Below are 25,425 nucleotides of genomic sequence, written 5' to 3' on the forward strand. Positions count from 1 at the left end.
TCAAATGACAGACATTTATTACAATTCATGGTTAGCTGATTACAAGGATCCATTTGGTGCTGTTCCATCAGGGGAAGTTGCTAGCTTTTCTATAGAGGTAAAAGCCCATCAGATACTAGAAGTAGACTTAGTGATTCGAAAAGAAGATGGGCAACATAATGAAGAGAGATATCCCATGCTTGCTAAAGGTAACGATCGTTTCTCTTATACTCATTCAATCGATGAAGGAAAGGGATTATACTTTTATTATTTCTCAATCAAGTGGAAGGAAGCAAATGGCAGGGAAGTTATCCGTTTCTTAGGCTCATCTGGTTTTAAAGGAGAGGGACAGCTTTATGCTCATTGGCATGAAGTTGTTCCTTATCAATTGACTTGTTATGAATTAGAAGAGAAACCACCTAGCTGGTACCGAGAAGCTGTCTTTTATCAAATATTCCCTGATCGTTTTTTCAATGGTAATTCCAATCAAGAAATAAATGCTCCTAAGCGAAATACATTCATTTATAGTGATACACGTGATACGCCAATGTATATTCGTGGACAAAGCGGTGAGATTCTTCGGTGGGATTTTTATGGTGGGAATATAGCTGGTATTCGTAAGAAAATACCATATTTAAAAGAATTAGGTGTCAATGCCCTTTACTTAAATCCAATTTTTAAAGCAGCCAGCAATCATCGCTATGATACGGGTGACTATCTGGAGATTGACCCGGTTCTAGGTGATGAAGCTCAATTTAAGCAATTGATTGAAGACCTCCATTCAGCAGGTATGCATGTTATTTTAGATGGAGTATTCAGTCATGTTGGAAGAAATAGCCGATACTTTAATTATGATGGTTCTTTCGGTGATGAAGAAGGTGCATATCAAAACCCCAATAGCCCTTACTATTCTTGGTTTACGTTTGAAAATTACCCGAATCAATATAAATCTTGGTGGGGAATTGATGATTTGCCGGAAGTAGATAAGATGAATAAAATGTTTCAAGACTTTGTTTATCGGTCTGAAGATAGTGTGATTGATAAGTGGACTAAGCTTGGTGTTGATGGTTGGCGCTTAGATGTGGCAGATGAACTGCCAGACTGTTTTATAGCCGGTATTAGGCAAAAATTAGATCATTACTATGATCAAGTCTTAATTGGCGAGGTTTGGGAAGATGCTTCGAACAAAATTTCCTATGATCAACGGAGACAGTATATTTTAGGCAATCACTTACATGGTGTCATGAACTATCCACTCCGAAAAGCGATCTTGCAATTGCTTTGCTTGGAGAAATCACCAGAGGAAATTTGCGTTCAATTAACACAGCTTCAAGAAAACTATCCAAAGGAAGTCCTGTATAACAGCTTAAATAACATTGGGACCCATGATACCGAGCGCATTTATACATTATTAGGAGAAAACCAACAAAAAGTAAAACTTGCCTTTAGTCTTTTGCTGATTGCTCCTGGTGTTCCTTGTCTCTATTATGGTGATGAGGCGGGTGTAACTGGTGGGAAGGATCCCGAAAACCGGAAGTTTTTCCCTTGGCATAAAATCGACCAGAATATTTTTAATCATTGTCAAACCTGGGTTGCCGAACGCAAACAAAATGAAACTTTAAAGCATGGGGAATGGACTATGTTTTATACAAACGAGCTAATCGGGATGATACGTTACACAGATCGTAACTATACTCTTTTGCTCGTTAATCCATATGAACAAGCAAAAAATTGTCATCCAGAACAGATTCATTTTCTACGGTCAAACCCACTACCCGACAATATATTTAAGCAAATATTCTCTGGTCTGACCGTAGCTGGATTGGGTGATTATTTTATGAAAGGGACGCTCTAAACATTGATTGAGCTTGTTGATGGATCAAACCAAACACCATTCGATAAGCTTGTAGACATTAGCTCACAATAAAAATATTTGAGCATTGTTCGTTCATCATCAGAAACACCTCTTTTTCCCGAATACTGAAGTGATTCTTATCATTTCAAATTCTAGAATGAAGGGGTGTTTTTTCATGTTTGAAATGTGCTGTCAAATAAACTATTGCAACAGCTACAAGCTTTTGAAGTTATATCCAGCAGAGTAAGTCATGAGAACTCCCTTGGAGGAACTGTCCTTGTCTCCTCAAGCAGTTCTCACTTCTCACATGCTATCTTAATGGATTTTTTGAACAGCTTCTGTTAAGAATTTGTTGATTCTCCTCCATCTACATGGAGCACTTGACCAGTAACATGCCTAGAATCATCTGAAGCTAGGTAGACAAAAGTCGGTGCTACTTCAAAGGGTTGAGCCATACGATCAAATAAATTCCCCCCATGCAAGGCATTTGCATCTGAAGAAAAGCTTGCTGGAATAAGTGGTGTCCAAATTCGTCCAGGAGCAATGGCATTCACCCGAATTTGACGTTTGGCAATGTTTTTTGCTAAAGAACGAGTCCAACCAACGATGGCAGCTTTTGTAGCTGAATAATCCATTAATAAAGGCTCTCCAGCATAAGCGACAACAGAAGCTGTTCCAATAATGGAGCTCCCGGCTTTTAAATGAGGCAGGGCTGCTTTTGTTGTATAGAAGTGAGAATAAATATTTAATTTGAAGGTTTGATCGAATTGTTCATCCGTAATTTCAGTCACGTCATTTTGCTGAAATTGAATGCCGACATGATTACATAAAATATCCAACTTATTAAATGTGTTAATCGTTTCAGAAACAATATGTTCACACTGTCTTTTTTCTCGTAGATCTCCCGGCAATAATAAGCATTCTTGACCAAGTTCTTCTATCCTTCTTTTGGTCCGATTGGCATCTTCATGTTCATCCAAATAAGCAATTGCAACGTTAGCACCTTCTTTCGCAAAAGCAATTGCCGCAGCCGCTCCCATTCCGCTATCTCCACCAGTTATTAGTGCAACTTTTTCCTTTAATTTGTCACTTCCTTTATAGTTTGGATTCTCAATAATTGGTTTCGGAACCATTAACTTTTCAACACCTGGTTGAATCAGCTGCCTTTGCTCCGGCTGTGTAAGAGGTACCTCTTCATAACGGGTAATTTTACCGTATATTGGGTAATACGGATAAGGATCTTCTATTTTGTTGTCCTCAAACCACTGTTGATAGGCTTGAATTTGTTCCCATTCTTCCATAGATACCGATCGATTATGATCTTTATTTTGATTTTTCATAACAATTCTCCTCTCCTTTTCATAGATTATGACTGGGCGATTGTATATGTGAAGAGTTTTAATATAACAAAAGTCCCTTTATTTTACGAAAGGAGGAAATGAGTTGGAAATTGAATTTTACCCTCAAGTGACACGCTTATTAGAAAATAAAGAAGAACAGCTAGACATGCACTATTTAGTTTACAGTTGGAGCACACCAACGATTATGATAAGACCACCATACTATACCAATCCAGTTTATGACCCTTATTATCCTGATATAGATTGAAAAAAAGAACTTGAATGTGAATGTAACATCAATAGCGATAAGTCGCTCATCTTTAGAGATGATGTGATGAATCGCTTTTTCTTTGATTGGACAGGAAATGATAAAATGAGTTACTTTTAGATAACTAGTTAGAGAAGCTCAACTCCCACTGATTGAAGTTTCGCATTATCTGTTTTAACGCAAAAAAACCTAAATCAATCAAGCAAAGACATGATTGATTTAGGCTTAATTTAATGTGAAAGTTGAGCTATTAATCATCTACTTCCACATGCAGCTGTTCTCCAGACTGTGCATCAATATAAACCTCTACTTCCTGAGAACCTGGGTCTTCGAAGTTTATTTCATATATTGGGTTGCCATTTTCAAATTCTAATGACCAGCTTCTCGGGGTAATTCCATTTGTTTCAGAAGCTTCAGATGCTGCAGATAAGGCTTCCTCAGCAGTGATATAATCATTGATCATTAACTCATTGTATTGATCATCTGCTTCTTTTTGTTCTTGTTCTTGAGCTATTACTTCACCAGCCTGACTGATTTCTGCAGAGTATTCCGTCGTATCATCATAGCCATCAATATCATAGACAAGTTCTCCATGTTCTTCTTCCAATTGGATAGAGGAAATACTTGTATCTGGGAAATTCTCTTGGAAGACGTTAATTGCTTCCTCCACACTTAAGGCTGCACTTGTTAGATCAAAGGAATCATTTTCATTGGTTGAATCAGCATTTGTATCATTTGTATCAACATCTTCATTCACATTATCGTTTGTATTGGCATCATTTGTCGGATCATTTCCTGTGTCGTTGTCATTGCCTGTACCACAAGCTGCTAAAGTAATGGAAATAAATAGGGTTAGGCATAGGAACAAAAGTTTTTTCATGATAGTCAATCCCTTTCAATCTCCACAGTGGGAGTTATTTAGAATATAAGATTATAATACCCATTAAAAAAGAATCAAACAAAAATTTTGAAATTTAGTTCATTTGATGCTCTGAAGGGTTCTTATCAAGTAATATGTACCTATATAAGCGGTTTTATGCAATTTTTTTAAAAATCTAGAGAAGAAGAACAAGAACTTATTAAAAAATATTTTATGGTTAAAAGAGAGATGGAATTTAGCTAAAATAAATGATTTTAATTTGACTGCTTTTTTTAATTTATTACTGACATGAATGAACTTTTTCATATATTTATTCTGTAAAAATACAATTATATAAAAAATAGCCATAGATATTAAAAGTAATTATTTTAAAAAAATAAGGGTTGCAATATATTAATTTTTTCGCTATATTACTATTAGTACCTAGTCATAAGATTAACTTATTCAGTCGAATAAGAAAGGCTTTGTTAGCGAGAGATTGCCTAAAGAAAATGTCCTTATATTTTCAGAGAGATAGGGATTGAGGCAATGCCATGGCGCTATCCAAATGAGAAGAGCATTTAAACGCCTTGCTGAAGTGAGGATGTTCAGCAAACAACTGTACATCCAGTTAGTTATTATGTCCATGTGGGTGTAAGCCTTCGGCGGATGTCTAGGCTGTTCAGCAGGATTATTCGAGTAAGTTCGGGCAAACTGAGACACAATGCTATTACATTTTGGCGTGATGACTATGAAGGATTGAAATATATTCAGGTGGTGTAGAAATGAGATTACCTAAACGAATAAGACAAGAACGTCTTAAATTAAAGATTGAAGAGGCACCATTTATTACGGATGAAGAGTTGGCTAAAGAATTTTCTGTTAGTATTCAAACGATACGTTTAGATCGAATGGAACTAGCGATCCCAGAATTAAGAGAGCGAATTAAGTCAGTGGCAAAAGACCAATGGAATGAAACAGTAAAAGCTCTGCCATTAGATGATGTCATCGGGGAAATTATTGATCTTGAATTAGACCAACGTGCGATCTCTATTTTAGATATTAGCAAAGAACATGTATTTACTCGAAATGATATTGCGCGAGGGCATCATTTATTTGCTCAAGCGAATTCCCTTGCCGTTGCAGTCATTGATGATGAGCTTGCCTTAACGGAGAAAGCAGAAATTAAATTTTCTCGTCAAGTAAAACAAGGAGAACGTGTGATTGCTAAAGCCTATGTTGAATCGATTGAGAAGCATCGCCGAACGCGAGTAGTGGTTGAGAGCTTTGTCGATCAGGAACTTGTTTTTTCAGGATACTTTACGATGTATCGTTCGACGGAAAATATTAAGGAGTTGAGCTAATGAAAATTGTTATCGATGCAATGGGTGGAGACAATGCCCCTCAATCAGTTGTAGAAGGGGCAATGTTGTCGATAGAATCAATCGATAATATTGAAATTACCTTAGTAGGCGATGAGACGAAAATCAAACCCTTCTTGACGAATGATAAACGCATTACTATTTTACATACGACCGAAGTAATCACGGGTGATGATGAACCTGTTCGAGCTGTTCGAAAGAAAAAGAAAGCTTCACTAGTTTTGATGGCAAATGAAGTTAAAGAAGGCCGAGCAGATGCTTGTCTTTCGGCTGGGAATACGGGTGCACTAATGAGTGCAGGTCTTTTTCAAGTAGGTAGAATTAAAGGTATTGAACGCCCGGCATTGAGTCCTACTCTACCAACGATTGACGGGAAAGGGTTTGTCTTTTTGGATGTCGGAGCAAATGTTGATGCTAAGCCCAAACAATTACTTCAATATGGTATTATGGGTTCGATTTATAGTGAAAAAGTGAGAGGGAATAACAACCCTCGTGTTGGTTTACTGAATGTAGGAACTGAAGATGGAAAAGGAAATGAATTGACAAGACAGGCGTTTGAATTGTTACAAACTGCTCCGATTAACTTTATTGGCAATGTTGAATCTCGAGATATTTTAGCAGGTGTTGCTGATGTTGTGGTCACTGATGGCTTTAGTGGAAATATTGCCCTGAAAACTATTGAAGGAACGGCGGAGATGATGTTTGGTTTGTTAAAAGAGACCTTCATGGCTTCGTTAAAAACAAAGTTAGCAGCAGGAATACTTAAAAATGATCTTAAACAATTAAAAGGTAAATTAGACTATGCTGAGTATGGGGGTGCTGGATTATTTGGCTTAGCAGCACCTGTGATTAAAGCACATGGCTCATCTAATGGCCGTGCGATTTATAATGCCGTTCAACAAACGTGTCATATGGTTGAGAACAAAGTGACAGACGTGATAGAAGAAACCATTCGAAAAATGGACACTACAGAGGGGGACTAGAATGAAAAAACTAGCCTTTATTTTTCCAGGTCAAGGATCTCAGCAAGTTGGAATGGGACAATCCTTTATTGAATCGAACCCAAAGAATCAAGCTTTATTTCAACAAGCGGATGAAATCCTTGGCTTCTCATTATCAAAAATTATTCAAGAAGGACCTGAGGATAAATTAACAGAAACCTCTTTTGCCCAACCGGCTTTGTTATTAATCAGTCAGTTAATTCATCAAGAATTACGAGAAGCAGGTGTTAAGCCAGAGGTCGTAGCAGGTCATAGTTTAGGTGAGTATAGTGCCCTTGTTGCAGCGGATGTCTTATCCTTCAAGGAAGCTTTATCACTTGTTCATCAACGTGGAAAGCTAATGGAGCAGGCTTATCCAGAAGGGGATGGCGGCATGGCTGCCATACTTGGTTTAGATCAAGAAACGATTAAGTCTGAACTAGCTGCTTTAACTGAAGTTGTTGACTTAGCGAATTTAAATTGTCCTGGACAAATTGTTATTTCAGGTACGAAATTTGGAATTGAACAGGCAATGCCATTGCTAAAAAATGCAGGTGCAAAACGGGTTATTCCACTTAATGTTAGTGGGCCTTTTCACTCTAGATTGATGAAATCTGCTGCAGTAGATTTGGAGAATATTTTAACAGATATTAATTTTTCTGAAGCGGCTGTTCCAGTTTATCCAAATGTTACAGCAAAAAAGACGACGGATGCCGATCAGTTAAAGGCATTGTTAGTTCAACAACTTTATTCACCTGTTAGATTTCATGAAATTATTGAACAGTTGTTAAATGATGATTTAGATGCCATTATTGAGGTTGGTAATGGAAAAGTTTTAGCAGGTCTTGTTAAAAAAGTATCCCGTCGGGCAAAAGTTTTCTCGATTCAAGACCAATCATCGTTCCAAGCTTTTATCAATTGGTATCAGGGAGGCGAATAGAGTGAAGGCTAAAGTAGCGTTAGTGACTGGTGCTTCCCGCGGCATTGGCCGTGGCATTGCATTAGAATTAGCAAATAAAGGTTACCACATTGCTGTCAATTATTCGGGTAATCAAGCAAAAGCTGAGGAAGTAGCTGAAGCAGTTAAGCAATTTGGACAGCAAGCCCTTGTATTAAAAGCTGATGTTTCCAATGAAGCAGAAGTTAAGGAAATGATTAAAACGATCATACAAGAGTGGGGTTCATTAGATGTTTTAGTTAATAATGCAGGTATCACAAGAGATAATTTATTGATGCGGATGAAGGAAGAAGAATTTGATCAAGTGATTGATACCAATTTAAAGGGTGTCTTCCTCTGTATGAAAGCTGTCACAAGACAAATGATGAAGCAAAGGTCAGGGAAAATTATTAATATCTCATCCGTTGTTGGTATTAGTGGTAATCCTGGACAAATAAATTATGTAGCGGCTAAATCAGCAGTTATTGGAATGACAAAGACCGCAGCGAAGGAACTTGCTTCACGTAATATTTCAGTTAATACAGTGGCACCAGGTTTTATCGAAACAGAGATGACTGATCAATTAGATGAGTCGTTAAAAGAAGAGATGTTTAAATTAATTCCCCTTGAAAGACTGGGTACGGTTGAGGATGTAGCAAAAGCTGTAGCTTTTTTAGCCTCAGATGATGCCAATTATATCACTGGACAAACCTTAAATGTTAATGGTGGTATGGTGATGTAGACAAAATATTTACTTTAAAGGAGGTGAAAGAAATGGCAGATACATTTGAACGCGTAAAACAAATTGTTGTTGATCGTCTTGATGTTGAAGAGGATAAAGTGACGATGGACGCTTCATTCCAAAAGGATTTAGAAGCAGATTCATTAGACGTTGTTGAGCTTGTTATGGAGTTAGAAGATGAGTTCGATATGGAAATTGCTGATGATGAAGCAGAAAAAATTGAAACAGTTGGCGATGCTGTTGAATACATAGACAGCCATGCATAAACAAATAACAAAAAAGGTCTCGTCAATTTGTACGAGACCTTTGCATTTTTCCTAGAGAAAAGCTAATATATAAAGAGAAAAGGAGGTGTTAAATGTAATGAATTTCAGCCCCTTGCAAGAAGAACTAGGGATCCAATTTAATAATCAGAAGCTTCTCACTCAAGCTTTCACTCACTCCTCTTATGTGAACGAACATAGAAACCGAATGCATCATGACAACGAACGATTAGAATTTTTAGGTGATGCTGTCCTTGAATTAGGTATTTCTCAATATTTATATCGAACTTATCCAAATAAACCTGAAGGAGAACTAACTAAGTTACGTGCGGCTATTGTATGTGAGCCTGCCTTAGTTAAGTTTGCATTAAGTCTACAATTTGATCGTTATGTACTGCTTGGCAAAGGTGAAGAACGAACAGGTGGAAGAAAGCGCCCTGCCTTATTAGCGGATGTATTTGAAGCTTTTATTGGTGCACTTTATTTAGATCAAGGTTTTGAGACAGTCGTTAGTTTTTTACACGCACATGTCTACCCCAAAGTTAAACAAGGTATCTTTTCACATGCATTAGATTATAAAAGTCAGCTCCAAGAGCTCATTCAACAAAATAAACATGCTGAGATCAACTATGAGATTGTTGCTGAAAATGGTCCAGCACATGACCGAGAGTTTATTGCCCATGTTAAAATAAATAAAGAAGTAGTGGGTATTGGACATGGTCGGACAAAGAAAGAATCTGAGCAGCGTGCTGCTAAAAAAGCATTAGACAAACAACAGAATTCGATTTAGTTGAACGTTGGCTTGTTTTTATGAAATGAATCGTAAAAACGAGCCAACGGTTATATTATTTACGAATATTTGCTAATTCCTCAATAAAAGCTTGCTTTTCAGAAATGCTGAGTGAGTCCTTGGTCATGATATGGTCATATAACCACTTTAAATCTTCATATTTATCGAGATTATAATCTACTGGATCAAGCAAAACGACATTAACAACATCCAGTTTTTCTCCAATCCTCTTTAAAATGTAGGACAAGTTTTCCTGAGTTGCTGCAGATAAGTCCATTATTCTCCTCCTTCGCAAACTAGCCTTCTATCATAGCTCTCTTTATGATAAAATAAATGAGTTGAAATAGAAAGAGATGATTGTCATTTTTAAATGAAATAGGTGAAAATTATGTTTTTAAAAAGATTAGAGTCTGTTGGATTCAAATCATTCGCTGAACCAATCTCGGTGGATTTTGTACCAGGCGTAACAGCTGTTGTCGGTCCAAATGGAAGCGGAAAAAGCAATGTTACGGATGCGGTTCGTTGGGTATTAGGTGAGCAATCTGTCAAATCATTGCGCGGGGAAAAAATGGAGGATATTATTTTTCAAGGTAGTGATACGCGTAAACCGTTAAATATAGCGGAGGTTACTCTCATTTTAGATAACCAAGATCGAGCCTTACCCATTGATTATCAGGAAGTAAGTGTAACGAGACGTGTTTACCGATCCGGTGAAAGTGAATTTTTCTTAAATAAACAGTCTTGTCGCCTAAAAGACATTATTGACTTATTTCTAGATTCTGGTTTAGGGCGAGAAGCTTTTTCAATCATTGGACAAGGAAAAATCGAAGAAATATTAAGCTCAAAAGCAGAAGAAAGACGAACCATTTTCGAAGAAGCCGCTGGCGTTTTAAAGTATAAAAATCGGAAGAAAAAGGCGGAATATAAACTTGCTGAAACACAAGAAAATTTAAATCGTGTGGAAGATATTATTTTTGAAATTGAAGGGCAATTAGAGCCGTTAAAACAGCAATCATCGAGAGCAAAAGAATATTTAACTCAAAAAGAACAGTTAAAGGAAGCTGAAGTTACTCTATTACGAACGGAAATAGAAATGCTACATAGTGAATGGCAGCAATACTTGAAAGAAATTGATCATTTAAAAGAACAAGAAAATCAATACACAGTTGACCTGCAAGTTGAAGCTGCCCAGATAGAAAAAGACCAGCATCAAATCGAACAACTTGATGAAACGATTGAAACTTATCAGCAAAAATTACTCACTTTAACTGAATCATTTGAAAAATTAACGGGACAAAAAAACGTCATCTTAGAAAGATCAAAACATACAACAGAAAATAAAGAAAAATTAACTCGGCAGTTATCTGATCTAACTGAACAAGTGAACATAACTGAGCAACAATTTAGTGAGGAACAAGAAAAGCTAACGCAAATCAGAGAGACGAGAAAAGAGACTACTGATGAATTGAATCAACTTCAACAACAGTTGAAGCTTGATCAAGGTGAATTGGAACATCAAATTGAGTCTAACAAGGCCGATTATATCGAGAAACTTAATGAGCAAGCAACAACAAGACATGCGATAAAAACGATTGATCAACAACTTCAACAGATTACGGATCAAAAAGAAGGAGATCTATCGAAACAATCGACTAATAACAGTGAGTATGAGCAATTACAGAAAGAAAAACAGGAATTAATCGATAAAAATGCAGAGCTAAAAACAGCAGCAGCGCATCTAACCGAAGAGATCAATCAAAAAAATAGCAAGCGTCATCAAGAAAATGAACGATTAGCTGATATGCAAGCAAAGCTCGAACAAGGCAATCGCCAAATTGATCGATTGCAATCAAGAAAAGAAATGTTAGAAGAAATGAAGGATGATTTTCAAGGCTTTTATTCTGGGGTAAAGGCAGTTTTACAAGCTAGGGAACAAGGAAAGGTCGATCAAATTCACGGAGCTGTTATCGAGCTGATTGATATTCCAGATCGTTATCTCGTTGCACTTGAAACAGCATTAGCTACTCAAGCGCAGCATGTCGTTGTTTCTAATGAACAAGCAGGACGAAAAGCGATCTCCTTTTTGAAACAGCAAAATAAGGGACGAGCAACTTTTATCCCGTTAGATGTTATTAAGGCAAAGAAAATTCCAACTAACTATTTATCAAAATTAGAAACACATCCGGGTTTTGTGACAATTGCTAATACAGCCCCACAGACAGATTCAACTTTTCAAATAGTTGTTGATTATTTATTAGGCAACACGATTATCGCTCAATCCTTGAAGGATGCGAATGAATTGGCTCGACTCGTTGATCGCCGCTATCGAGTGGTAACCCTGGATGGTGATATCGTTAACCCTGGTGGCTCGATGACAGGTGGTGCGCGAAAAGCAACGAATCAACCTTTGTTTACTAGAGATAAGGAGTTGCAAACACTAGCTAATAAAATAACAGACTTCGAGCAGCGAATTAATGCGTTTGAACAAGAAATCGAACAAAAAAAAGCCCTTCTCAATCAATATGATGAGGAGCTCGTTGATTTGAATGAGAAAAAAGAAGCTAACCAAGTTGTGCTACATCAAAATGAGGGGGCTTTACAATCTAATCAAATTCAGCTTTCACATTATCAAAAGCAAATTGAAATGGCTCAACAAGATCAAGCACAAATGGCTTCTGAATACAGCCGCTTAGAAACAGAAAAGCAAGAAAATGAAACAAATTTACTTCAGTTAAGTACAGAAATAAAGCAAATTCAGGAGCAAGTTGACAAATTAACCGCACAACAAAAAGATTTTGAAAAAAACAAAGCTTTGTTACAGTCAAAAGTTCAAACCTTAGAAGTTAAATCTGCTGAAGACAAAAAAGAAATGTCTTATCAAACTGAAAAGGTCAAGCAACTAGAAAATAAATTAACTGATTTAAAATCAACCATTGATCAAGTTGAAGCAGAAATAGATGAAATTACTAAAATAGAGGAAAGTATTGAACATGTGTCTGAGCTAGACCAAAAAATAACGACAAATGAAAATGATAAGCAAGAGGTCACAAAGACGATTCAAACGAAAAGAAAAGAACGCCTGTCATTAACTGAGGCTTTGGCAGAGCGTGAAGACAAGCATCGTCTCTTACAAGGTCAAAGACAAGCGTTAATTGATCAAAGACAGACGATTGAAGTAAAGGCGAATCGTTTAGATGTAGATCTAGAAAACCGATTAATGCAGTTGCAAGAAGAGTATGAAATGAGCTTCGAGAAAGCTAAAGAAGTTTATCCCAAAGCAGATGACTTAAAATCCCTACGTCGAAAGGTAAAACTCATTAAGCGGACAATTGAAGAGTTAGGGACGGTCAATTTAGGGGCGATCGATGAATATGACCGAATTGCAGAGCGCTATCAATTTTTAACGTCACAACAGATCGACTTACAGGAAGCAAAAGCAACACTTTATGCTGTTATTAATGAAATGGATCAGGAGATGGAACAACGGTTTGAGGAAACCTTTTCCCAAATAAAAAATGAATTCACCGATGTTTTTCGTCAATTATTTGGCGGCGGGCATGCAGAATTAACGTTAACAGATCCCAGTGCACTGCTCACAACAGGAGTTGAGATAAAGGCACAACCACCAGGTAAAAAAGCACAACAGCTCGCCCTTTTATCTGGTGGCGAACGAGCATTAACAGCCATTGCTTTACTGTTTGCCATTCTTCGTGTGAGACCTGTTCCATTTTGTGTTTTAGATGAAGTTGAAGCAGCTTTGGATGAAGCAAATGTCGACCGATTCAGTCATTATTTAAAAACATATAGTGAAGAAACACAATTTATTGTGATTACACATCGTAAGGGTACAATGGAAGGAGCAGATGTATTATATGGTGTAACCATGCAGGAATCAGGTGTCTCTCGCTTTGTCTCCGTTAAACTGGAGGAAACTGACGAATTATTAGAAACTAAGTGAAGAAAGGGGATGTAAAATGAGTTTCTTAAAGAAATTAAAGGATAAATTTACTTCTTCTAGCGAAGCAGAAGAAGTATCAGATAAATACAAATCGGGATTAGAAAAAACAAGGCAGTCTTTTTCAACCAAATTAAATGATTTAATCGCACGCTATCGAAAAGTAGATGAAGACTTTTTCGAAGAGCTAGAAGATGTGTTAATATCGGCTGATGTGGGTGTTAATACGGTTATGGAATTGGTTGAAGAACTTGAGATGGAAGTTAAACGTCAAAATATCAAAGAATCAAATGAATTGAAAGAAGTTATTTCAGAAAAGTTAGTTACAATTTATACAGAGGGTAATGCGGCTGCATCAACTCTAAATATGAAAGACGATGATTTATCAGTCATCTTGTTTGTTGGTGTCAATGGTGTTGGTAAAACGACAACGATTGGAAAGTTAGCTTATCAGTTTAAACAACAAGGGAAAAAGGTTCTACTAGTTGCTGGTGATACTTTTCGAGCAGGTGCAATCGAACAATTGGATGTGTGGGGCGAACGAGCTGGAGTTGAAGTGATCAAGCAAAGTGCAGGAAGTGATCCAGCTGCTGTTATCTATGATGGTATTCGAGCTGCAAAATCCCGGGGAGCAGATGTCTTGCTGTGCGACACGGCTGGGCGGCTGCAAAACAAAGTCAATTTAATGAATGAATTGAGCAAAGTAAACCGTGTGATTGAACGAGAAATACCTGATGCACCACATGAAGTGTTACTTGTCTTAGATGCTACAACGGGACAAAACGCTTTAAGTCAGGCGAAGATCTTCTCCGAAGCGACCAATGTTTCTGGGATTGTCTTAACGAAGCTTGATGGAACCGCTAAGGGGGGGATTGTTTTAGCGATTCGAAAAGAATTGAATATCCCAGTGAAACTTGTCGGGCTAGGTGAACAAATAACAGATTTAGAAACTTTCGATCCTAATGCCTTTGTTTACGGCTTATTTGCAGAAATGCTGCAGGAAGAATAAGTTTTTATTTTCTTCTTTTACAATTATAATATATTAATAAAAAATAATTGACGTTATAAAGAAGAAGTCATAGACTTGACAAACAGATTGATTTTCACCTAGTATTCTTATTGTAAAGGTTTGTTACTTAACGAGGGGTGCTGATATGTTAAAAAAAACGACACAAATCAATTATTTATTTGATTTTTACCAAGCCTTATTAACACCGAAACAGCGTGATTATATGGAACTCTATTATTTAGAGGATCACTCCTTGGGTGAAATATCGGAAGCTTTTAATGTCTCTAGACAAGCCGTTTATGATAATATCAGAAGAACAGAATCTATGCTCACGAATTATGAAGATAAGCTGAAGTTGTATGATAAGTTTATTCAACGACAAAGGATATTAGATCAATTATCAGAAGCAGCTCATCATAACGAACAAGAAAAGATCCTCGCGTTAGTCAAAATATTAAAAGAATTAGATTAGGAGGTACTCCTCTATGGCATTTGAAGGTTTAGCTGACCGTCTGCAAAGTACGATTAAGAAAATGACAGGTAAAGGGAAAGTAAGTGAACAAGATGTAAAAGTAATGGCACGAGAAGTACGCTTGGCATTACTTGAAGCTGATGTTAACTTTAAAGTCGTTAAAGACTTTGTCAAACGAATTAGAGAACGCGCTGTTGGTTCAGAAGTGATGGAAAGCTTAACACCTGGTCAACAAGTGATTAAAATTGTTAAAGAAGAATTAACCAATTTAATGGGGGGCGAGCAAAGTAAAATTGCTGTGGCTGAGCGTCCACCAACAGTCATTATGATGGCTGGTTTACAAGGTGCGGGTAAAACAACTACGACAGGTAAACTAGCAAATTTACTAAGGAAAAAGTATAATCGAAAGCCATTACTAGTGGCAGCTGATATCTATCGGCCAGCTGCGATTAACCAGCTACAAACAGTAGGTAAACAACTAGATATTCCTGTTTTTGAAAAAGGGACAGAAGTGAGTCCTATTGATATTGCTAATGAGGCAATTGAGTATGCGAAGGAAGAACACTTTGATTATGTCATTATTGATACAGCGGGTCGTTTACACGTAGATGATGACTTAATGGGTGAGCTTACTCAAATTAAAGAAAATGTTTCTCCAGACGAGATCTTCTTAGTTGTGGATGCGATGACTGGTCAAGATGCAGTCAATGTTGCTGAAAGCTTCGATAATCAATTAAACGTCTCAGGTGTTGTTTTAACTAAACTTGATGGTGATACACGTGGTGGAGCGGCTTTATCGATTAAGGCAGTGACTGATAAACCAATTAAATTTATCGGTACAGGTGAGAAATTAGATGAAATAGAGGCTTTTCATCCAGAGCGAATGGCATCACGTATTCTTGGGATGGGAGATGTTTTAAGCTTAATTGAAAAAGCGCAAGATAATATTGATGAGAAAAAGGCGAAAGCACTTGAAGAAAAGATGCGCTCTGCTAGTTTTGATTTTGATGATTTTCTTGATCAAATGGAACAGGTGAAAAGTATGGGGCCTTTAGATGATTTGTTGGGGATGATCCCTGGTGCAAACAAAATGAAAGGTCTTAAAAATGTTCAAGTTGATGAAAAACAATTAGTTTATGTTGAAGCGATTATTAAGTCGATGACAAAAGCAGAACGGCAAGACCCTAGCTTGATGAATTCCAGTCGTAAAAAACGGATTGCCAAAGGTTCTGGACGACCAATATCTGAAGTGAATCGTTTATTGAAGCAGTTTAATGAAATGAAAAAAATGATGAAGCAGATGTCCGGGAAACCAGGTGGGAAAAAGGGAAAACGCAAAAAAGGTTTTAATTTTCCGATGATGTAATGTAAAAACACTTTACAGGCTAAAAATAATCTGCTACAATTTAAAATTGTGTAAAACATTATTTAATGGAGGTGCTAGACATGGCAGTTAAAATTCGTTTAAAGCGCGTAGGATCTAAACGCAACCCTTTCTATCGTGTGGTTGTTGCAGATTCACGTTCACCACGTGACGGACGTATTATTGAGCAAATTGGCACATACAATCCGGTAGTTAATCCGGTTGAAGTGAAATTAGATGAAGAAAAAGCATTGAACTGGATGGCAAATGGTGCAAAACCAAGCGATACAGTGCGTAACTTATTCTCTAATGAAGGCATCATGAAAAAGTTCCACGACCAGAAAAATCAAAAGTAAGGTAGCGTGATAACATGAAAGCCTTAATAACAACAATTATTAAACCATTGGTAGATCACCCTGAAGCTGTTGAAGTAACAGAAAAAGAGGAAACAAGTAAGATTGTTTATCATTTAACTGTACATCCCGACGATGTAGGTAAAGTGATTGGTAGAAATGGACGGATTGCAAAATCAATTCGAACTGTTGTTTATGCGATAGGTTCTGATACGAAAAAACGCATTTATCTCGATATCATGTAAAACAGGGGAAGGTAATCTTTCCCTGTTTTCTGTATGTAAACATTTATTGAAAGTATAGTTATTTAACTATTATATATACTTTGTTATAGACCCGCAGGTGAGATATGTTTCGCTTTCCGTGGGTGCAGAGACCAACACCTGCATGACCTCCGTCCTGTAGGACTCAATACCGTGGAAAGCAAATTTATTGCTTTTCGGAACGACATAACGCACCTAACGTGCGAAGAAGTACATCATGTACAGATAAAATCAATAGGGACATTGAATAGCACGTCTCCTGAATACGATCAAGCGCTAATGACTATTTTCAGTGTGTGTAAGTTGAGTTAAAAAGAAAAATAATAGTTTAAAATTAATTTTTTTATCGTCTTCAAAGCGATTATTAAATTTTAACGGATCACTTAGGTGATTGGAACGGAAGGTGGCGACTCCAACGGGAATAGCGCGAGTCGAAGATCCACTCGGGAAAGTGATCTTCTTTCTCGAGTTAGCTGAGACCGTGCCCGTGGAAAGCGTCCATCTGCAGTGGAAATCACTGATTTAACTTTAGAATTTATCAATATAATAATTGTTCCCAGTTTATAAAATAAACTAAGTAAAAAAGCAGGTGATGAAATGACGCCATATTTTAATGTAGGCAAAATTGTTAATACTCATGGCATTAAAGGAGAAGTTAAAGTTGTGCGTATTACTGATTTTGAACAACGCTTTAAGCCAGGCAATCAACTATACCTATTTTTGAAAGACAAGTCTGAGCCAATAAAAGTAACGATTCAAAAGCATCGAAAGCATAAACAGTTTGATATGTTATTATTTGAAGATTTTACTTCGATCAATGAAGTCGAACACTTTAAAGAAGGTATTTTAAAAATACCAGCAACCGATCAGCATTCATTAGAAGAAGGAAGTTATTACTACCATGAGATTATTGGCTGTGATGTAAAAACAACTTCAGGAGAATCCCTTGGGAAAATTTCAGAGATATTGGCCCCAGGAGCAAATGATGTCTGGGTAGTCAAAAGAAAAAATGACAAGGATTTACTGATTCCGTATATTGAGCCAATTGTTAAAGAGGTAAATGTTAAAGAGAATTATGTTATTATTGAGCCGATGGAAGGGTTGTTATCCTAATGAAAATTGATATTCTCACCTTATTTCCAGAGATGTTTTCCGGTGTTATGGGGTCATCAATCATGAATAATGCTCAAAAACAAGACGCTGTACAATATCAAACCATTGATTTTAGGGAATATGCAGATAATAAACACCATAAAGTTGACGATTATCCATACGGTGGCGGAGCAGGTATGGTCTTAATGCCACAACCGATATTTTCAGCTGTTGAAGCAATAAAAAAAAATCCAGACACCCCACCTCGAATCATATTGATGTGCCCTCAAGGTGAACGCTTTACACAAAAGAAAGCAGAGGAATTAGCCAAGGAAGACCATCTTATTTTCATTTGTGGACATTACGAAGGTTATGATGAACGAATCCGCGAGTCCCTTGTTACTGACGAGATTTCAATCGGTGATTTCGTTTTAACTGGGGGAGAACTTGGTGCGATGGTCGTTGTTGATAGTGTCGTTCGATTATTGCCAGAAGTACTAGGTAATGAGGAATCAGCCGCTGAAGATTCATTTTCTACAGGCTTATTAGAGCACCCTCATTATACAAGACCGGCTGATTTTAAGGGGCATCAGGTACCAGAGGTCTTGCGGTCTGGCCATCATGCCAAAATCACGGAATGGCGTAAGAAACAATCTCTAAAAAGGACGAAAGAACGCCGACCAGATTTATTAAAAGATTATCCGTTAACAGCTGAAGAAAGACAATGGCTGAACGAATTGCAATAACACTTAAATGGTTAAAAAATTAAATATGGCTTGAAGTTCTCTCTCTTTTATGATATATTTATTGTCGGTCAAAAGCGAATGCTTTTGTTATAGAACGATGTTCCGCTGCCATAGTTTATCGGTCATGAGCATTAGTTGAGAAGGAGTGTATACACATGCAGCAATTAATTGCAGATATTACCAAAGACCAACTTCGTACAGACCGTCCTAAGTTTCGTGCAGGTGATACGGTAAAAGTTCACGTAAAAGTTGTAGAAGGTACTCGTGAACGTATTCAGATTTTTGAAGGTGTTGTCATTAAGCGCCAAAATGGTGGAATTAGTGAAACATTTACTGTGCGAAAAATTTCTTACGGTGTAGGGGTAGAACGTACTTTTCCAGTACATTCTCCACGAGTAGACAAGATTGAGGTTACTCGTCGTGGCCGAGTACGTCGCGCTAAGCTATACTACTTGCGTGAACGCCGCGGTAAAGCAGCACGTATTAAAGAAATTCGCTAAAATGAAAAGGTTAAGGAGCTTGAGATCTCAAGCTCCTTTTTTCAATATATAGGGAAAGCCAGCTATGTCATCATTTGAATGATTAAAAAATAGTTATATTTAACTTAACGGTTTAACAGCTATTAAATTTTGATCATGATTTACGATAATTCAATATCAATTTCTATCGTCATTAACCGATTGCTTGCGCTTTTGTTCATATACGTTTAAAATATTCAAGTAGGTTTTAAGGTTTTGATGAAAGGGTAAAATTTGATTAATGCTACATATTAAATGTTTTGGATGACGGTGGTGAGATGATGAAGGAAAAAGAACAAAGTGAATGGTTAAGCTGGATCAAAGCTTTTATTGTTGCTCTTTTTTTAGTTTGGTTAGTCCGAGCATTTATAATTATCCCAATCGAGGTCGAAGGTCCATCCATGTCCCCAGCTCTAATTGATCAAGATTACCTCATTGTTGAAAGACTATCTTATCAATTATCAAATCCGAAACGTTTTGATATCATTGTTTTTCATGCAACCGAACAGAAAGACTACATTAAACGGGTCATTGGTTTACCCGGTGAAACCGTTGAGTATAAAGAGGATCATTTGTATGTTAATAACCAATTAGTTGAAGAGCCGTTTTTAGCTGATCATTTAAATGACAATCAACATAACTCCCCATTTACAAACGATTTTAACTTAGCTGAAGGCATTCCTGGGCAACATCAAGTGATACCTGAGGGTTATTATTTAGTTCTTGGCGATAATCGACAAAACTCAACAGACAGCCGAATGATTGGTTTGATCCCAGAAGAAGATATTATCGGGCAGGCGAGATTTATCTATTGGCCTTTCAGTCGAATCAGTTCGTTAAATTAGAGGTGAAAAAATGACAATTCAATGGTTTCCAGGCCATATGGCAAAAGCTAGACGAGAAGTACAAGAAAAATTAAAATTAGTTGATTTTGTGATTGAATTAGTTGACGCAAGAGCCCCATCTGCATCACAAAATCCAATGTTACAAGAAATTCTGCAACAAAAACCAAAGATGCAAGTATTGATGAAAAAAGACTTAGCTGATCCGAATATGACTACTAAATGGATCGAAAAACTTAGAGAAGCTGCTGTTGAAGTAATTGCTGTTGATGTGCAAAATCGGCAAGATATTCAAAAGGTAATTGAAACAGCAAAAAAAATGACAAGTGAAAAAATGGCTCGCTTAAAAAGTAGAGGGGTTCGTCCTCGGGCTGGGCGAGCGATGATCATCGGTATACCTAATGTTGGCAAGTCAACATTAATTAATCGGTTAGCAAGTAAAAAAATGGCTAAAACAGGTGACCGTCCGGGAGTAACGACACAACAGCAATGGATTAAAGTGAAAAAGGATTTTGAACTTTTAGATACCCCAGGCATTTTGTGGCCGAAATTTGAAGATAAAAGAGTAGGCTATCAATTAGCTGCCATTGGTACGATAAAAGACCAATTACTTTCGATTGAGGATATTACTCGTTTTACTTTAAACTATATTCAGCAATCATATCCCCATCTATTAATGGAAAGATATCAATTAGAGGATGTCGAAGCTGATTTTGAACAAATTCTTGAGCAAATCGGACAACAAAGGGGAGCATTAGCCCCAGGTGGCAGTGTTGATCTAAGTAAAACAGCTGAGTTAATTATCCGTGATTTTCGCAACGGGAAAGTAGGGCGAATTACTTTAGAACAACCGAATGATTGATGAAGGAAAAGCGCAAACCATATCTTAATTGATATTCATTTGTGCTTTTTTATATTCTAAAAACTTACTCAAACATGTCGATATTAATAGTAATGGATGATAGAGGAGATTATAATTTGATGAAAGATTGTTCAATAGCTGAAATAAAACAATATTTAAATGAAGAAATAATTAGTGAGGAAGTCTTACAATCCTTGGAAACAGATCCGCGAAAAGGTGTTCAACAAGCCATTCAAGTCTATAAAAATAAACAAGCTAAACAACAGCTTTTGCAAAAACAATTTCTTGCTATGAAGAAATATGAACAATATTATCTGAATCAAGGGAAAAGATATATCGCCGGCATAGATGAAGTTGGTAGAGGTCCACTAGCAGGGCCAGTAGTGGCAGCAGCTGTCATTCTGCCTAAAGATTTTTCCTTACTAGGTTTGACTGATTCAAAGAAACTTAGCAGTAAACAACGTACGGTTTTTGCTCAGGAAATAGAGAGCTGTGCGGTAGCAGTAGGGATTGGTGTGATCGATAATGTTGATATTGATCGGGTCAATATTTATCAAGCGTCGATTTTAGCTATGGAACAAGCTGTAAAGAAATTAGCACCCAAGCCGGACCATCTGTTGATTGATGCTGTCCCATTACCCAATGTACCTTATTCAAGTGATATCATCATCAAAGGTGATCAAAAGAGTATCTCGATTGCAGCGGCTAGTGTGGTCGCTAAAGTTTATCGTGATCAAATGATGTCCCAATATCATCAGAAATACCCATATTATCAATTTGATCAGAATCAAGGGTATGGAACAGCCGGACACTTGCAAGGTCTGAAAAAATATGGAGTCACCCCAATTCATCGAAAATCATTTGCACCGATTAAGGACTATTTAGAAGGAGGAAAAGATGATGGGATCACTATTTTCTAATGTTTCATCACAACTTCAAACAATGTTGAAAGATCAGATGACAACACCTTTAACCTTACGACAAGGTCAAGTTATTCTTGGTAAAGTGACACAAATTTTTCCGAACCAAGTCGCATCGGTTCAATTTGGCAAGCATCAAATTATGGCTAAATTAGAGATCCCATTAACTGCTGAACAGTCTTATTTATTTGAAGTAACTTCTGTCGAAGATCTGCCTCAATTAAAAGTTATGACATCATCGGGATCTAATTTGACTTTGGCAGATCAAATTTTATCCATTCTTGCCAAATTGAATCTGAGTCCAACAAGGGAAAATCAACAATTTATTCAAGAAACGATCAATAATCAAATTCCTATTCGACAAAATGATTTAGAACAAGCTTTGTTATTACTGAAAAATGATCATAGTCAAGAAACGAAAACATTATTACTCGATATGCTCAAAGAACAGCTCCCAATTACGGAATTGACTATGCAATCAATGGAAGCTGTCAGTTCAAGAACAGGGTTAGTTTCACAAATGCAAACTTTGGCTGAGTCGTTAGCAAATAACGGTCCGCTCAGTCAACCTGCTCAACAATTACTAACAAAACTGCTAGTCATCTTAAATAGAGAACCAGTTAATGAACACAATTATACTGTTAATCGTGAGCAAACAGCGAACTTAGGAGCAACAACTCAAGATGAATCGAATATCCAAACAAAGCTTGATTTGACTCAAGTGCCTAAGCAAAATGCTCCAATTTCTGCTTCTAAGTTAAACTTAGAAAGTGATGCTCTCCTTAATCAGTTGAGCAAACAACTGGCTTTATCAGAAAAGCAATTATTTCAATTTAATAAAGTGCTGACTAACTTGAATAATGACCAAGTTGAACCCATCGATAAACATCTGGAACAGCTCCAAACATTATTAAAAGATCATCATGTCGCAGCTAAAGTAGCTCAGCAATTACCTAATCAAGCGGCTGCGTCTTTAGATGAATTTATTGATCAAGCAACACCAGCAAAACAGTTAGAATTTATTCGGCCGTTAACAGAACTTATTCAACTCCAATTTCCTAGAGAAAACAGTGCTCAAATTTTTGACCTTTTAAGTCAAATCAATCAGACAGAAGCAAATCTATTTCCGGTTAAAGATCAATTCTTAATCCATATGAAGAATTATCTATTGAATAGCGGTCTTGATTTTGAACATAACTTATCTGAAAATCAACAACGATTAACTGAACAGCCAGTCCCTCTTAAACAGCTGTTATTACAAGTTTTTGCTGAGCAATCGACACAGATGAGAGAAACAGATAATTTACTGAATTTATTAACGGGGCAACAGTTAACCCTTTTAAATGAGGATGCAAGTTTTCTACATTTATCGACACATATTCCTGGTTTATTTGGAATTGAGGAAGATATAGAAGTCGAGTTCTATAGTCGGAAAGATAAAGAAGAAAAAATCGATGCTAATTATTGTCGAATTGCTTTTTATCTTGAATTAAATCAATTAGGGACAACAATTATTGATATGAGTGTGCAGAATAGAGTTGTTCATCTAACCGTTTATAACGATGAGGATATTTCTGATCTGCTCGATCAATATAAAACCTTGCTTAAGGATGGATTAACTAAATTAAACTACCAGTTATCAACGATCAGTTATAAAGTACTTCCAGATGACCATGAACATATTGCCATTAAGGCCGAACGAAATCAGCAAACATTTAAACAAAGTAGTTTGGATGTGAGAATATGAAAAAAGACCATCCCTATAAAAAGGCTGTCGCCCTCCAGTATGATCGGGAGAAGGCATCATCTCCAGTTGTTAAAGCAAAGGGGCAGGGCTACGTTGCTGAAGAAATTTTAAAACGTGCTAAAGATTCAGATGTCCCCATTCAAGAAGATAAAAGTTTAGTTGAGGTGTTATCTCAATTGAATATTAACGATAGGATACCAGAAGAACTTTATCAAGCAGTGGCTGAAGTTTTTGCTTATATATATAAAATTGATCAAACAAAAAAGAAATAAGCACAACTCAGCAGGATTATCCAGCTGAGTTGTAGAAATTATTAGGGAAATCAACTCAATCCATTCAGAACAAACTAATATTTCTGTAATGAGACTTACGAAATTAACGGCAAGAATGGGTTTGCATTTTCGAAGAAAGTGGAACAAATCTTATCTGTATGTCTAAAACAAAGCTTTTATGGAAACCCGGTGTTAACTAAAATCATTTATTTGCCAAGTCCAGTCCTGTAGTTAAAAATAGATCCGCCCTTAAGCAAACTAGGATTGGCTTAACAATGAAGTTGCGAGATGAATATAAAATAAGGAGTGTGTGAATTGAATTCCCCTCGAAATCGCCTCATCTATCTTGCTCAAAGTCCACTAGCAACAAGAGCCTTGTTACAAAAAGTCATCAAATTAGATCCAACATGTTCAAAAATATTTCACCATTCGACAAATGAATTGGTAAATACTTATCAACTCCCTGTTAGAAGAGCTGAAAAACTTTATCGCTATATTAAACAGTATCAAGAGGATTGTTCAGTATCAAAGAAATTAGCTGATTTTAAAATATGGACCATTCTTGATCAAGATTTTCCACTCTTATTAAAGCTAATTCCTGATCCTCCAGTTATCCTATATGGTTTAGGCAGATCTGATTACCTCCAACATTCCCCATCGTTAGCTGTCGTTGGAACAAGACACCCATCTCAATTAGCCAAGCAACATATGTATCGACTATTAAAGCCATTAGTTGACCGAGAATGGTTATTTGTCAGTGGAATGGCATATGGTATTGATGGTTATGCCCACCGAATTGCTGATTACTATAAGGGCAGAACTATAGCTGTTTTAGCCGGAGGTTTACTTCATCCCTATCCATCAAAGCACCTTGACTTATTTCATCGGCTAGCTAAAAATCATCTCGTTATTTCCGAATATCCACCACATTTAAAGCCAGAGCGCTACCATTTCCCAGAGCGAAATCGTTTAATCAGTGGTTTGTCATTTGCGACACTTGTCGTTGAAGCTCAAGAGAGAAGTGGCTCATTGATAACAGCTGATCAGGCATTAGAGCAAGGGAGAGAAGTGATGGCAGTACCTGGTGCTATCAGTTTGGCTCAAGCCAAAGGCTGTCATCATTTAATTCAAAATGGGGCAAAATTAATTCAAAATACCTATGATATTCTTCAAGAATGGGAACTAATTAAACGAAATTGGAGGCAAATCCGATCAGAAATACACTAATTTTATAAAATTAGCAATGATTAAAATTATATATATTTGACAAATGACTAGAAAGTATTTAATAATAGTGAATGTTTATTTTATATATTAAGTAAGCATATAATTTTATCAAAGGTTTGCGGTTACTCGTCCCATCGAAAAGATTTGTGGAAAGACTAAGGTCATCACATCCATGTGGAATTAAGGTCTAAAGTTTACTTATCTTTTCAGATTGTACAAGAATAAATGGTTTGCTTATTCTGAGTCCCAAAGGAGTCCTTTGATGAAGAAAAAAATTTAAAGGTACTAAATATTAGAAAAACTAATGCTCTCAAAGGAACTTCGACTAAGTTATCTACATCCTCGAACATAAAGATCCATTTTCTTCGTGCGATGTATCGCTCTGAAGC

Annotated in this window: 26 protein-coding genes; 23 read left to right on the plus strand and 3 right to left on the minus strand. The window is 36.8% G+C overall.

Annotation, left to right across the window (positions count from 1 at the left end):
• The first annotated feature begins 4 nt into the window (after positions 1-4).
• Positions 5-1,834: a glycoside hydrolase family 13 protein gene (locus ACS127_RS11945; protein ID WP_440895270.1), complete on the plus strand. Its 1,830-nt coding sequence runs from the start codon at positions 5-7 to the stop codon at positions 1,832-1,834.
• Positions 1,835-2,175: 341 nt separating this feature from the next.
• On the opposite strand, the gene ACS127_RS11950 is transcribed toward ACS127_RS11945, so the two are convergent.
• Positions 2,176-3,174, minus strand: coding sequence for an SDR family oxidoreductase (locus ACS127_RS11950; protein ID WP_440895271.1), 999 nt, complete (start codon positions 3,172-3,174; stop codon positions 2,176-2,178).
• Between the two features lie 103 nt (positions 3,175-3,277).
• On the opposite strand from ACS127_RS11950, the gene ACS127_RS11955 reads away from it, so the two are divergent.
• Complete coding sequence (locus ACS127_RS11955; protein WP_440895272.1) at positions 3,278-3,442, plus strand: hypothetical protein; 165 nt, start codon at positions 3,278-3,280, stop codon at positions 3,440-3,442.
• Between the two features lie 250 nt (positions 3,443-3,692).
• On the opposite strand, the gene ACS127_RS11960 is transcribed toward ACS127_RS11955, so the two are convergent.
• Entirely contained in the window at positions 3,693-4,322 is a 630-nt protein-coding gene (locus ACS127_RS11960) for a PepSY domain-containing protein (protein WP_440895273.1), read from the minus strand.
• 764 nt (positions 4,323-5,086) lie between these two features.
• Between ACS127_RS11960 and fapR the strand changes: the two genes are divergently transcribed.
• The 6 genes from fapR (at position 5,087) to rnc (ending at position 9,395) form a co-directional block, all read left to right on the plus strand.
• Positions 5,087-5,665: a transcription factor FapR gene (gene fapR / locus ACS127_RS11965; RefSeq protein ID WP_440895274.1), complete on the plus strand. Its 579-nt coding sequence runs from the start codon at positions 5,087-5,089 to the stop codon at positions 5,663-5,665.
• Entirely contained in the window at positions 5,665-6,666 is a 1,002-nt protein-coding gene (gene plsX / locus ACS127_RS11970) for a phosphate acyltransferase PlsX (RefSeq protein WP_440895275.1), read from the plus strand. The genes fapR and plsX overlap by 1 nt, the downstream gene beginning before the upstream one ends.
• Before the next feature lies 1 nt (position 6,667).
• The gene (gene fabD, locus ACS127_RS11975) at positions 6,668-7,603 is read left to right on the plus strand and encodes an ACP S-malonyltransferase (RefSeq protein ID WP_440895276.1); all 936 of its coding nucleotides are present in this window, start codon (positions 6,668-6,670) and stop codon (positions 7,601-7,603) included.
• A gap of 1 nt (position 7,604) precedes the next feature.
• Complete coding sequence (gene fabG, locus ACS127_RS11980) at positions 7,605-8,342, plus strand: 3-oxoacyl-[acyl-carrier-protein] reductase (RefSeq protein WP_440895277.1); 738 nt, start codon at positions 7,605-7,607, stop codon at positions 8,340-8,342.
• Positions 8,343-8,374: 32 nt separating this feature from the next.
• Positions 8,375-8,608 (plus strand): acyl carrier protein, encoded by a 234-nt coding sequence (gene acpP / locus ACS127_RS11985; protein ID WP_440895278.1) that lies wholly within the window; start codon positions 8,375-8,377, stop codon positions 8,606-8,608.
• A 97-nt stretch (positions 8,609-8,705) separates the two neighbouring features.
• Complete coding sequence (rnc, locus tag ACS127_RS11990) at positions 8,706-9,395, plus strand: ribonuclease III (RefSeq protein ID WP_440895279.1); 690 nt, start codon at positions 8,706-8,708, stop codon at positions 9,393-9,395.
• 55 nt (positions 9,396-9,450) lie between these two features.
• Here rnc and ACS127_RS11995 read toward each other — a convergent pair whose 3' ends face one another.
• Positions 9,451-9,672, minus strand: coding sequence for a DUF1128 domain-containing protein (locus ACS127_RS11995; RefSeq protein WP_440895280.1), 222 nt, complete (start codon positions 9,670-9,672; stop codon positions 9,451-9,453).
• A 111-nt stretch (positions 9,673-9,783) separates the two neighbouring features.
• On the opposite strand from ACS127_RS11995, the gene smc reads away from it, so the two are divergent.
• The 15 genes from smc (at position 9,784) to dprA (ending at position 25,036) form a co-directional block, all read left to right on the plus strand.
• Positions 9,784-13,353 (plus strand): chromosome segregation protein SMC, encoded by a 3,570-nt coding sequence (gene smc, locus ACS127_RS12000; protein WP_440895281.1) that lies wholly within the window; start codon positions 9,784-9,786, stop codon positions 13,351-13,353.
• Positions 13,354-13,369: 16 nt separating this feature from the next.
• Positions 13,370-14,359, plus strand: a complete 990-nt coding sequence (gene ftsY, locus ACS127_RS12005; protein WP_440895282.1) for a signal recognition particle-docking protein FtsY — start codon at positions 13,370-13,372, stop codon at positions 14,357-14,359.
• Between the two features lie 145 nt (positions 14,360-14,504).
• Positions 14,505-14,831 (plus strand): putative DNA-binding protein, encoded by a 327-nt coding sequence (locus ACS127_RS12010; protein WP_440895283.1) that lies wholly within the window; start codon positions 14,505-14,507, stop codon positions 14,829-14,831.
• 13 nt (positions 14,832-14,844) lie between these two features.
• Entirely contained in the window at positions 14,845-16,197 is a 1,353-nt protein-coding gene (gene ffh / locus ACS127_RS12015; RefSeq protein ID WP_440895284.1) for a signal recognition particle protein, read from the plus strand.
• 80 nt (positions 16,198-16,277) lie between these two features.
• Positions 16,278-16,550: a 30S ribosomal protein S16 gene (gene rpsP, locus ACS127_RS12020; protein ID WP_440895285.1), complete on the plus strand. Its 273-nt coding sequence runs from the start codon at positions 16,278-16,280 to the stop codon at positions 16,548-16,550.
• A gap of 14 nt (positions 16,551-16,564) precedes the next feature.
• Entirely contained in the window at positions 16,565-16,792 is a 228-nt protein-coding gene (locus tag ACS127_RS12025; RefSeq protein ID WP_440895286.1) for a KH domain-containing protein, read from the plus strand.
• A gap of 615 nt (positions 16,793-17,407) precedes the next feature.
• Positions 17,408-17,923 carry a ribosome maturation factor RimM gene (gene rimM, locus ACS127_RS12030; RefSeq protein ID WP_440895287.1) on the plus strand — a complete coding sequence of 172 codons (516 nt, stop codon included), beginning with the start codon at positions 17,408-17,410 and terminating at the stop codon, positions 17,921-17,923.
• Entirely contained in the window at positions 17,923-18,648 is a 726-nt protein-coding gene (trmD, locus tag ACS127_RS12035; RefSeq protein ID WP_440895288.1) for a tRNA (guanosine(37)-N1)-methyltransferase TrmD, read from the plus strand. Before rimM ends, trmD begins: the two co-directional genes overlap by 1 nt.
• 155 nt (positions 18,649-18,803) lie before the next feature.
• Positions 18,804-19,148 carry a 50S ribosomal protein L19 gene (gene rplS, locus ACS127_RS12040; protein WP_440895289.1) on the plus strand — a complete coding sequence of 115 codons (345 nt, stop codon included), beginning with the start codon at positions 18,804-18,806 and terminating at the stop codon, positions 19,146-19,148.
• 299 nt (positions 19,149-19,447) lie between these two features.
• Complete coding sequence (lepB, locus tag ACS127_RS12045; RefSeq protein WP_440895290.1) at positions 19,448-20,011, plus strand: signal peptidase I; 564 nt, start codon at positions 19,448-19,450, stop codon at positions 20,009-20,011.
• A gap of 10 nt (positions 20,012-20,021) precedes the next feature.
• On the plus strand, positions 20,022-20,870 hold the full coding sequence (gene ylqF / locus ACS127_RS12050; RefSeq protein WP_440895291.1) for a ribosome biogenesis GTPase YlqF: 849 nt from the start codon (positions 20,022-20,024) through the stop codon (positions 20,868-20,870).
• Between the two features lie 119 nt (positions 20,871-20,989).
• The gene (locus ACS127_RS12055) at positions 20,990-21,790 is read left to right on the plus strand and encodes a ribonuclease HII (RefSeq protein ID WP_440895292.1); all 801 of its coding nucleotides are present in this window, start codon (positions 20,990-20,992) and stop codon (positions 21,788-21,790) included.
• A complete protein-coding gene (locus ACS127_RS12060) occupies positions 21,771-23,537 on the plus strand; it encodes a hypothetical protein (RefSeq protein ID WP_440895293.1) in 1,767 nt (588 codons plus the stop codon). The genes ACS127_RS12055 and ACS127_RS12060 overlap by 20 nt, the downstream gene beginning before the upstream one ends.
• On the plus strand, positions 23,534-23,809 hold the full coding sequence (locus tag ACS127_RS12065; protein WP_440895294.1) for an EscU/YscU/HrcU family type III secretion system export apparatus switch protein: 276 nt from the start codon (positions 23,534-23,536) through the stop codon (positions 23,807-23,809). The genes ACS127_RS12060 and ACS127_RS12065 overlap by 4 nt, the downstream gene beginning before the upstream one ends.
• Positions 23,810-24,124: 315 nt before the next feature.
• Positions 24,125-25,036 carry a DNA-processing protein DprA gene (gene dprA / locus ACS127_RS12070; protein ID WP_440895295.1) on the plus strand — a complete coding sequence of 304 codons (912 nt, stop codon included), beginning with the start codon at positions 24,125-24,127 and terminating at the stop codon, positions 25,034-25,036.
• Positions 25,037-25,425 lie beyond the last annotated feature (389 nt).

It is taken from the genome of Amphibacillus sp. Q70, assembly GCF_052055485.1.
Classification (GTDB): domain Bacteria; phylum Bacillota; class Bacilli; order Bacillales; family Amphibacillaceae; genus Amphibacillus.

Excerpts from the sequence above, each read along its gene's own strand:
- ACS127_RS11945 (WP_440895270.1), top strand. The coding sequence starts at position 5 with ATGACAGACATTTATTACAATTCATGGTTAGCTGATTACAAGGATCCA.
- ACS127_RS11950 (WP_440895271.1), bottom strand. The coding sequence starts at position 3,174 with ATGAAAAATCAAAATAAAGATCATAATCGATCGGTATCTATGGAAGAA.
- ACS127_RS11960 (WP_440895273.1), bottom strand. The coding sequence starts at position 4,322 with ATGAAAAAACTTTTGTTCCTATGCCTAACCCTATTTATTTCCATTACT.
- fapR (WP_440895274.1), top strand. The coding sequence starts at position 5,087 with ATGAGATTACCTAAACGAATAAGACAAGAACGTCTTAAATTAAAGATT.
- plsX (WP_440895275.1), top strand. The coding sequence starts at position 5,665 with ATGAAAATTGTTATCGATGCAATGGGTGGAGACAATGCCCCTCAATCA.
- fabD (WP_440895276.1), top strand. The coding sequence starts at position 6,668 with ATGAAAAAACTAGCCTTTATTTTTCCAGGTCAAGGATCTCAGCAAGTT.
- acpP (WP_440895278.1), top strand. The coding sequence starts at position 8,375 with ATGGCAGATACATTTGAACGCGTAAAACAAATTGTTGTTGATCGTCTT.
- rnc (WP_440895279.1), top strand. The coding sequence starts at position 8,706 with ATGAATTTCAGCCCCTTGCAAGAAGAACTAGGGATCCAATTTAATAAT.
- ACS127_RS11995 (WP_440895280.1), bottom strand. The coding sequence starts at position 9,672 with ATGGACTTATCTGCAGCAACTCAGGAAAACTTGTCCTACATTTTAAAG.
- smc (WP_440895281.1), top strand. The coding sequence starts at position 9,784 with ATGTTTTTAAAAAGATTAGAGTCTGTTGGATTCAAATCATTCGCTGAA.
- ftsY (WP_440895282.1), top strand. The coding sequence starts at position 13,370 with ATGAGTTTCTTAAAGAAATTAAAGGATAAATTTACTTCTTCTAGCGAA.
- ACS127_RS12010 (WP_440895283.1), top strand. The coding sequence starts at position 14,505 with ATGTTAAAAAAAACGACACAAATCAATTATTTATTTGATTTTTACCAA.
- ffh (WP_440895284.1), top strand. The coding sequence starts at position 14,845 with ATGGCATTTGAAGGTTTAGCTGACCGTCTGCAAAGTACGATTAAGAAA.
- rpsP (WP_440895285.1), top strand. The coding sequence starts at position 16,278 with ATGGCAGTTAAAATTCGTTTAAAGCGCGTAGGATCTAAACGCAACCCT.
- ACS127_RS12025 (WP_440895286.1), top strand. The coding sequence starts at position 16,565 with ATGAAAGCCTTAATAACAACAATTATTAAACCATTGGTAGATCACCCT.
- rimM (WP_440895287.1), top strand. The coding sequence starts at position 17,408 with ATGACGCCATATTTTAATGTAGGCAAAATTGTTAATACTCATGGCATT.
- trmD (WP_440895288.1), top strand. The coding sequence starts at position 17,923 with ATGAAAATTGATATTCTCACCTTATTTCCAGAGATGTTTTCCGGTGTT.
- rplS (WP_440895289.1), top strand. The coding sequence starts at position 18,804 with ATGCAGCAATTAATTGCAGATATTACCAAAGACCAACTTCGTACAGAC.
- lepB (WP_440895290.1), top strand. The coding sequence starts at position 19,448 with ATGAAGGAAAAAGAACAAAGTGAATGGTTAAGCTGGATCAAAGCTTTT.
- ylqF (WP_440895291.1), top strand. The coding sequence starts at position 20,022 with ATGACAATTCAATGGTTTCCAGGCCATATGGCAAAAGCTAGACGAGAA.
- ACS127_RS12055 (WP_440895292.1), top strand. The coding sequence starts at position 20,990 with ATGAAAGATTGTTCAATAGCTGAAATAAAACAATATTTAAATGAAGAA.
- ACS127_RS12060 (WP_440895293.1), top strand. The coding sequence starts at position 21,771 with ATGGGATCACTATTTTCTAATGTTTCATCACAACTTCAAACAATGTTG.
- ACS127_RS12065 (WP_440895294.1), top strand. The coding sequence starts at position 23,534 with ATGAAAAAAGACCATCCCTATAAAAAGGCTGTCGCCCTCCAGTATGAT.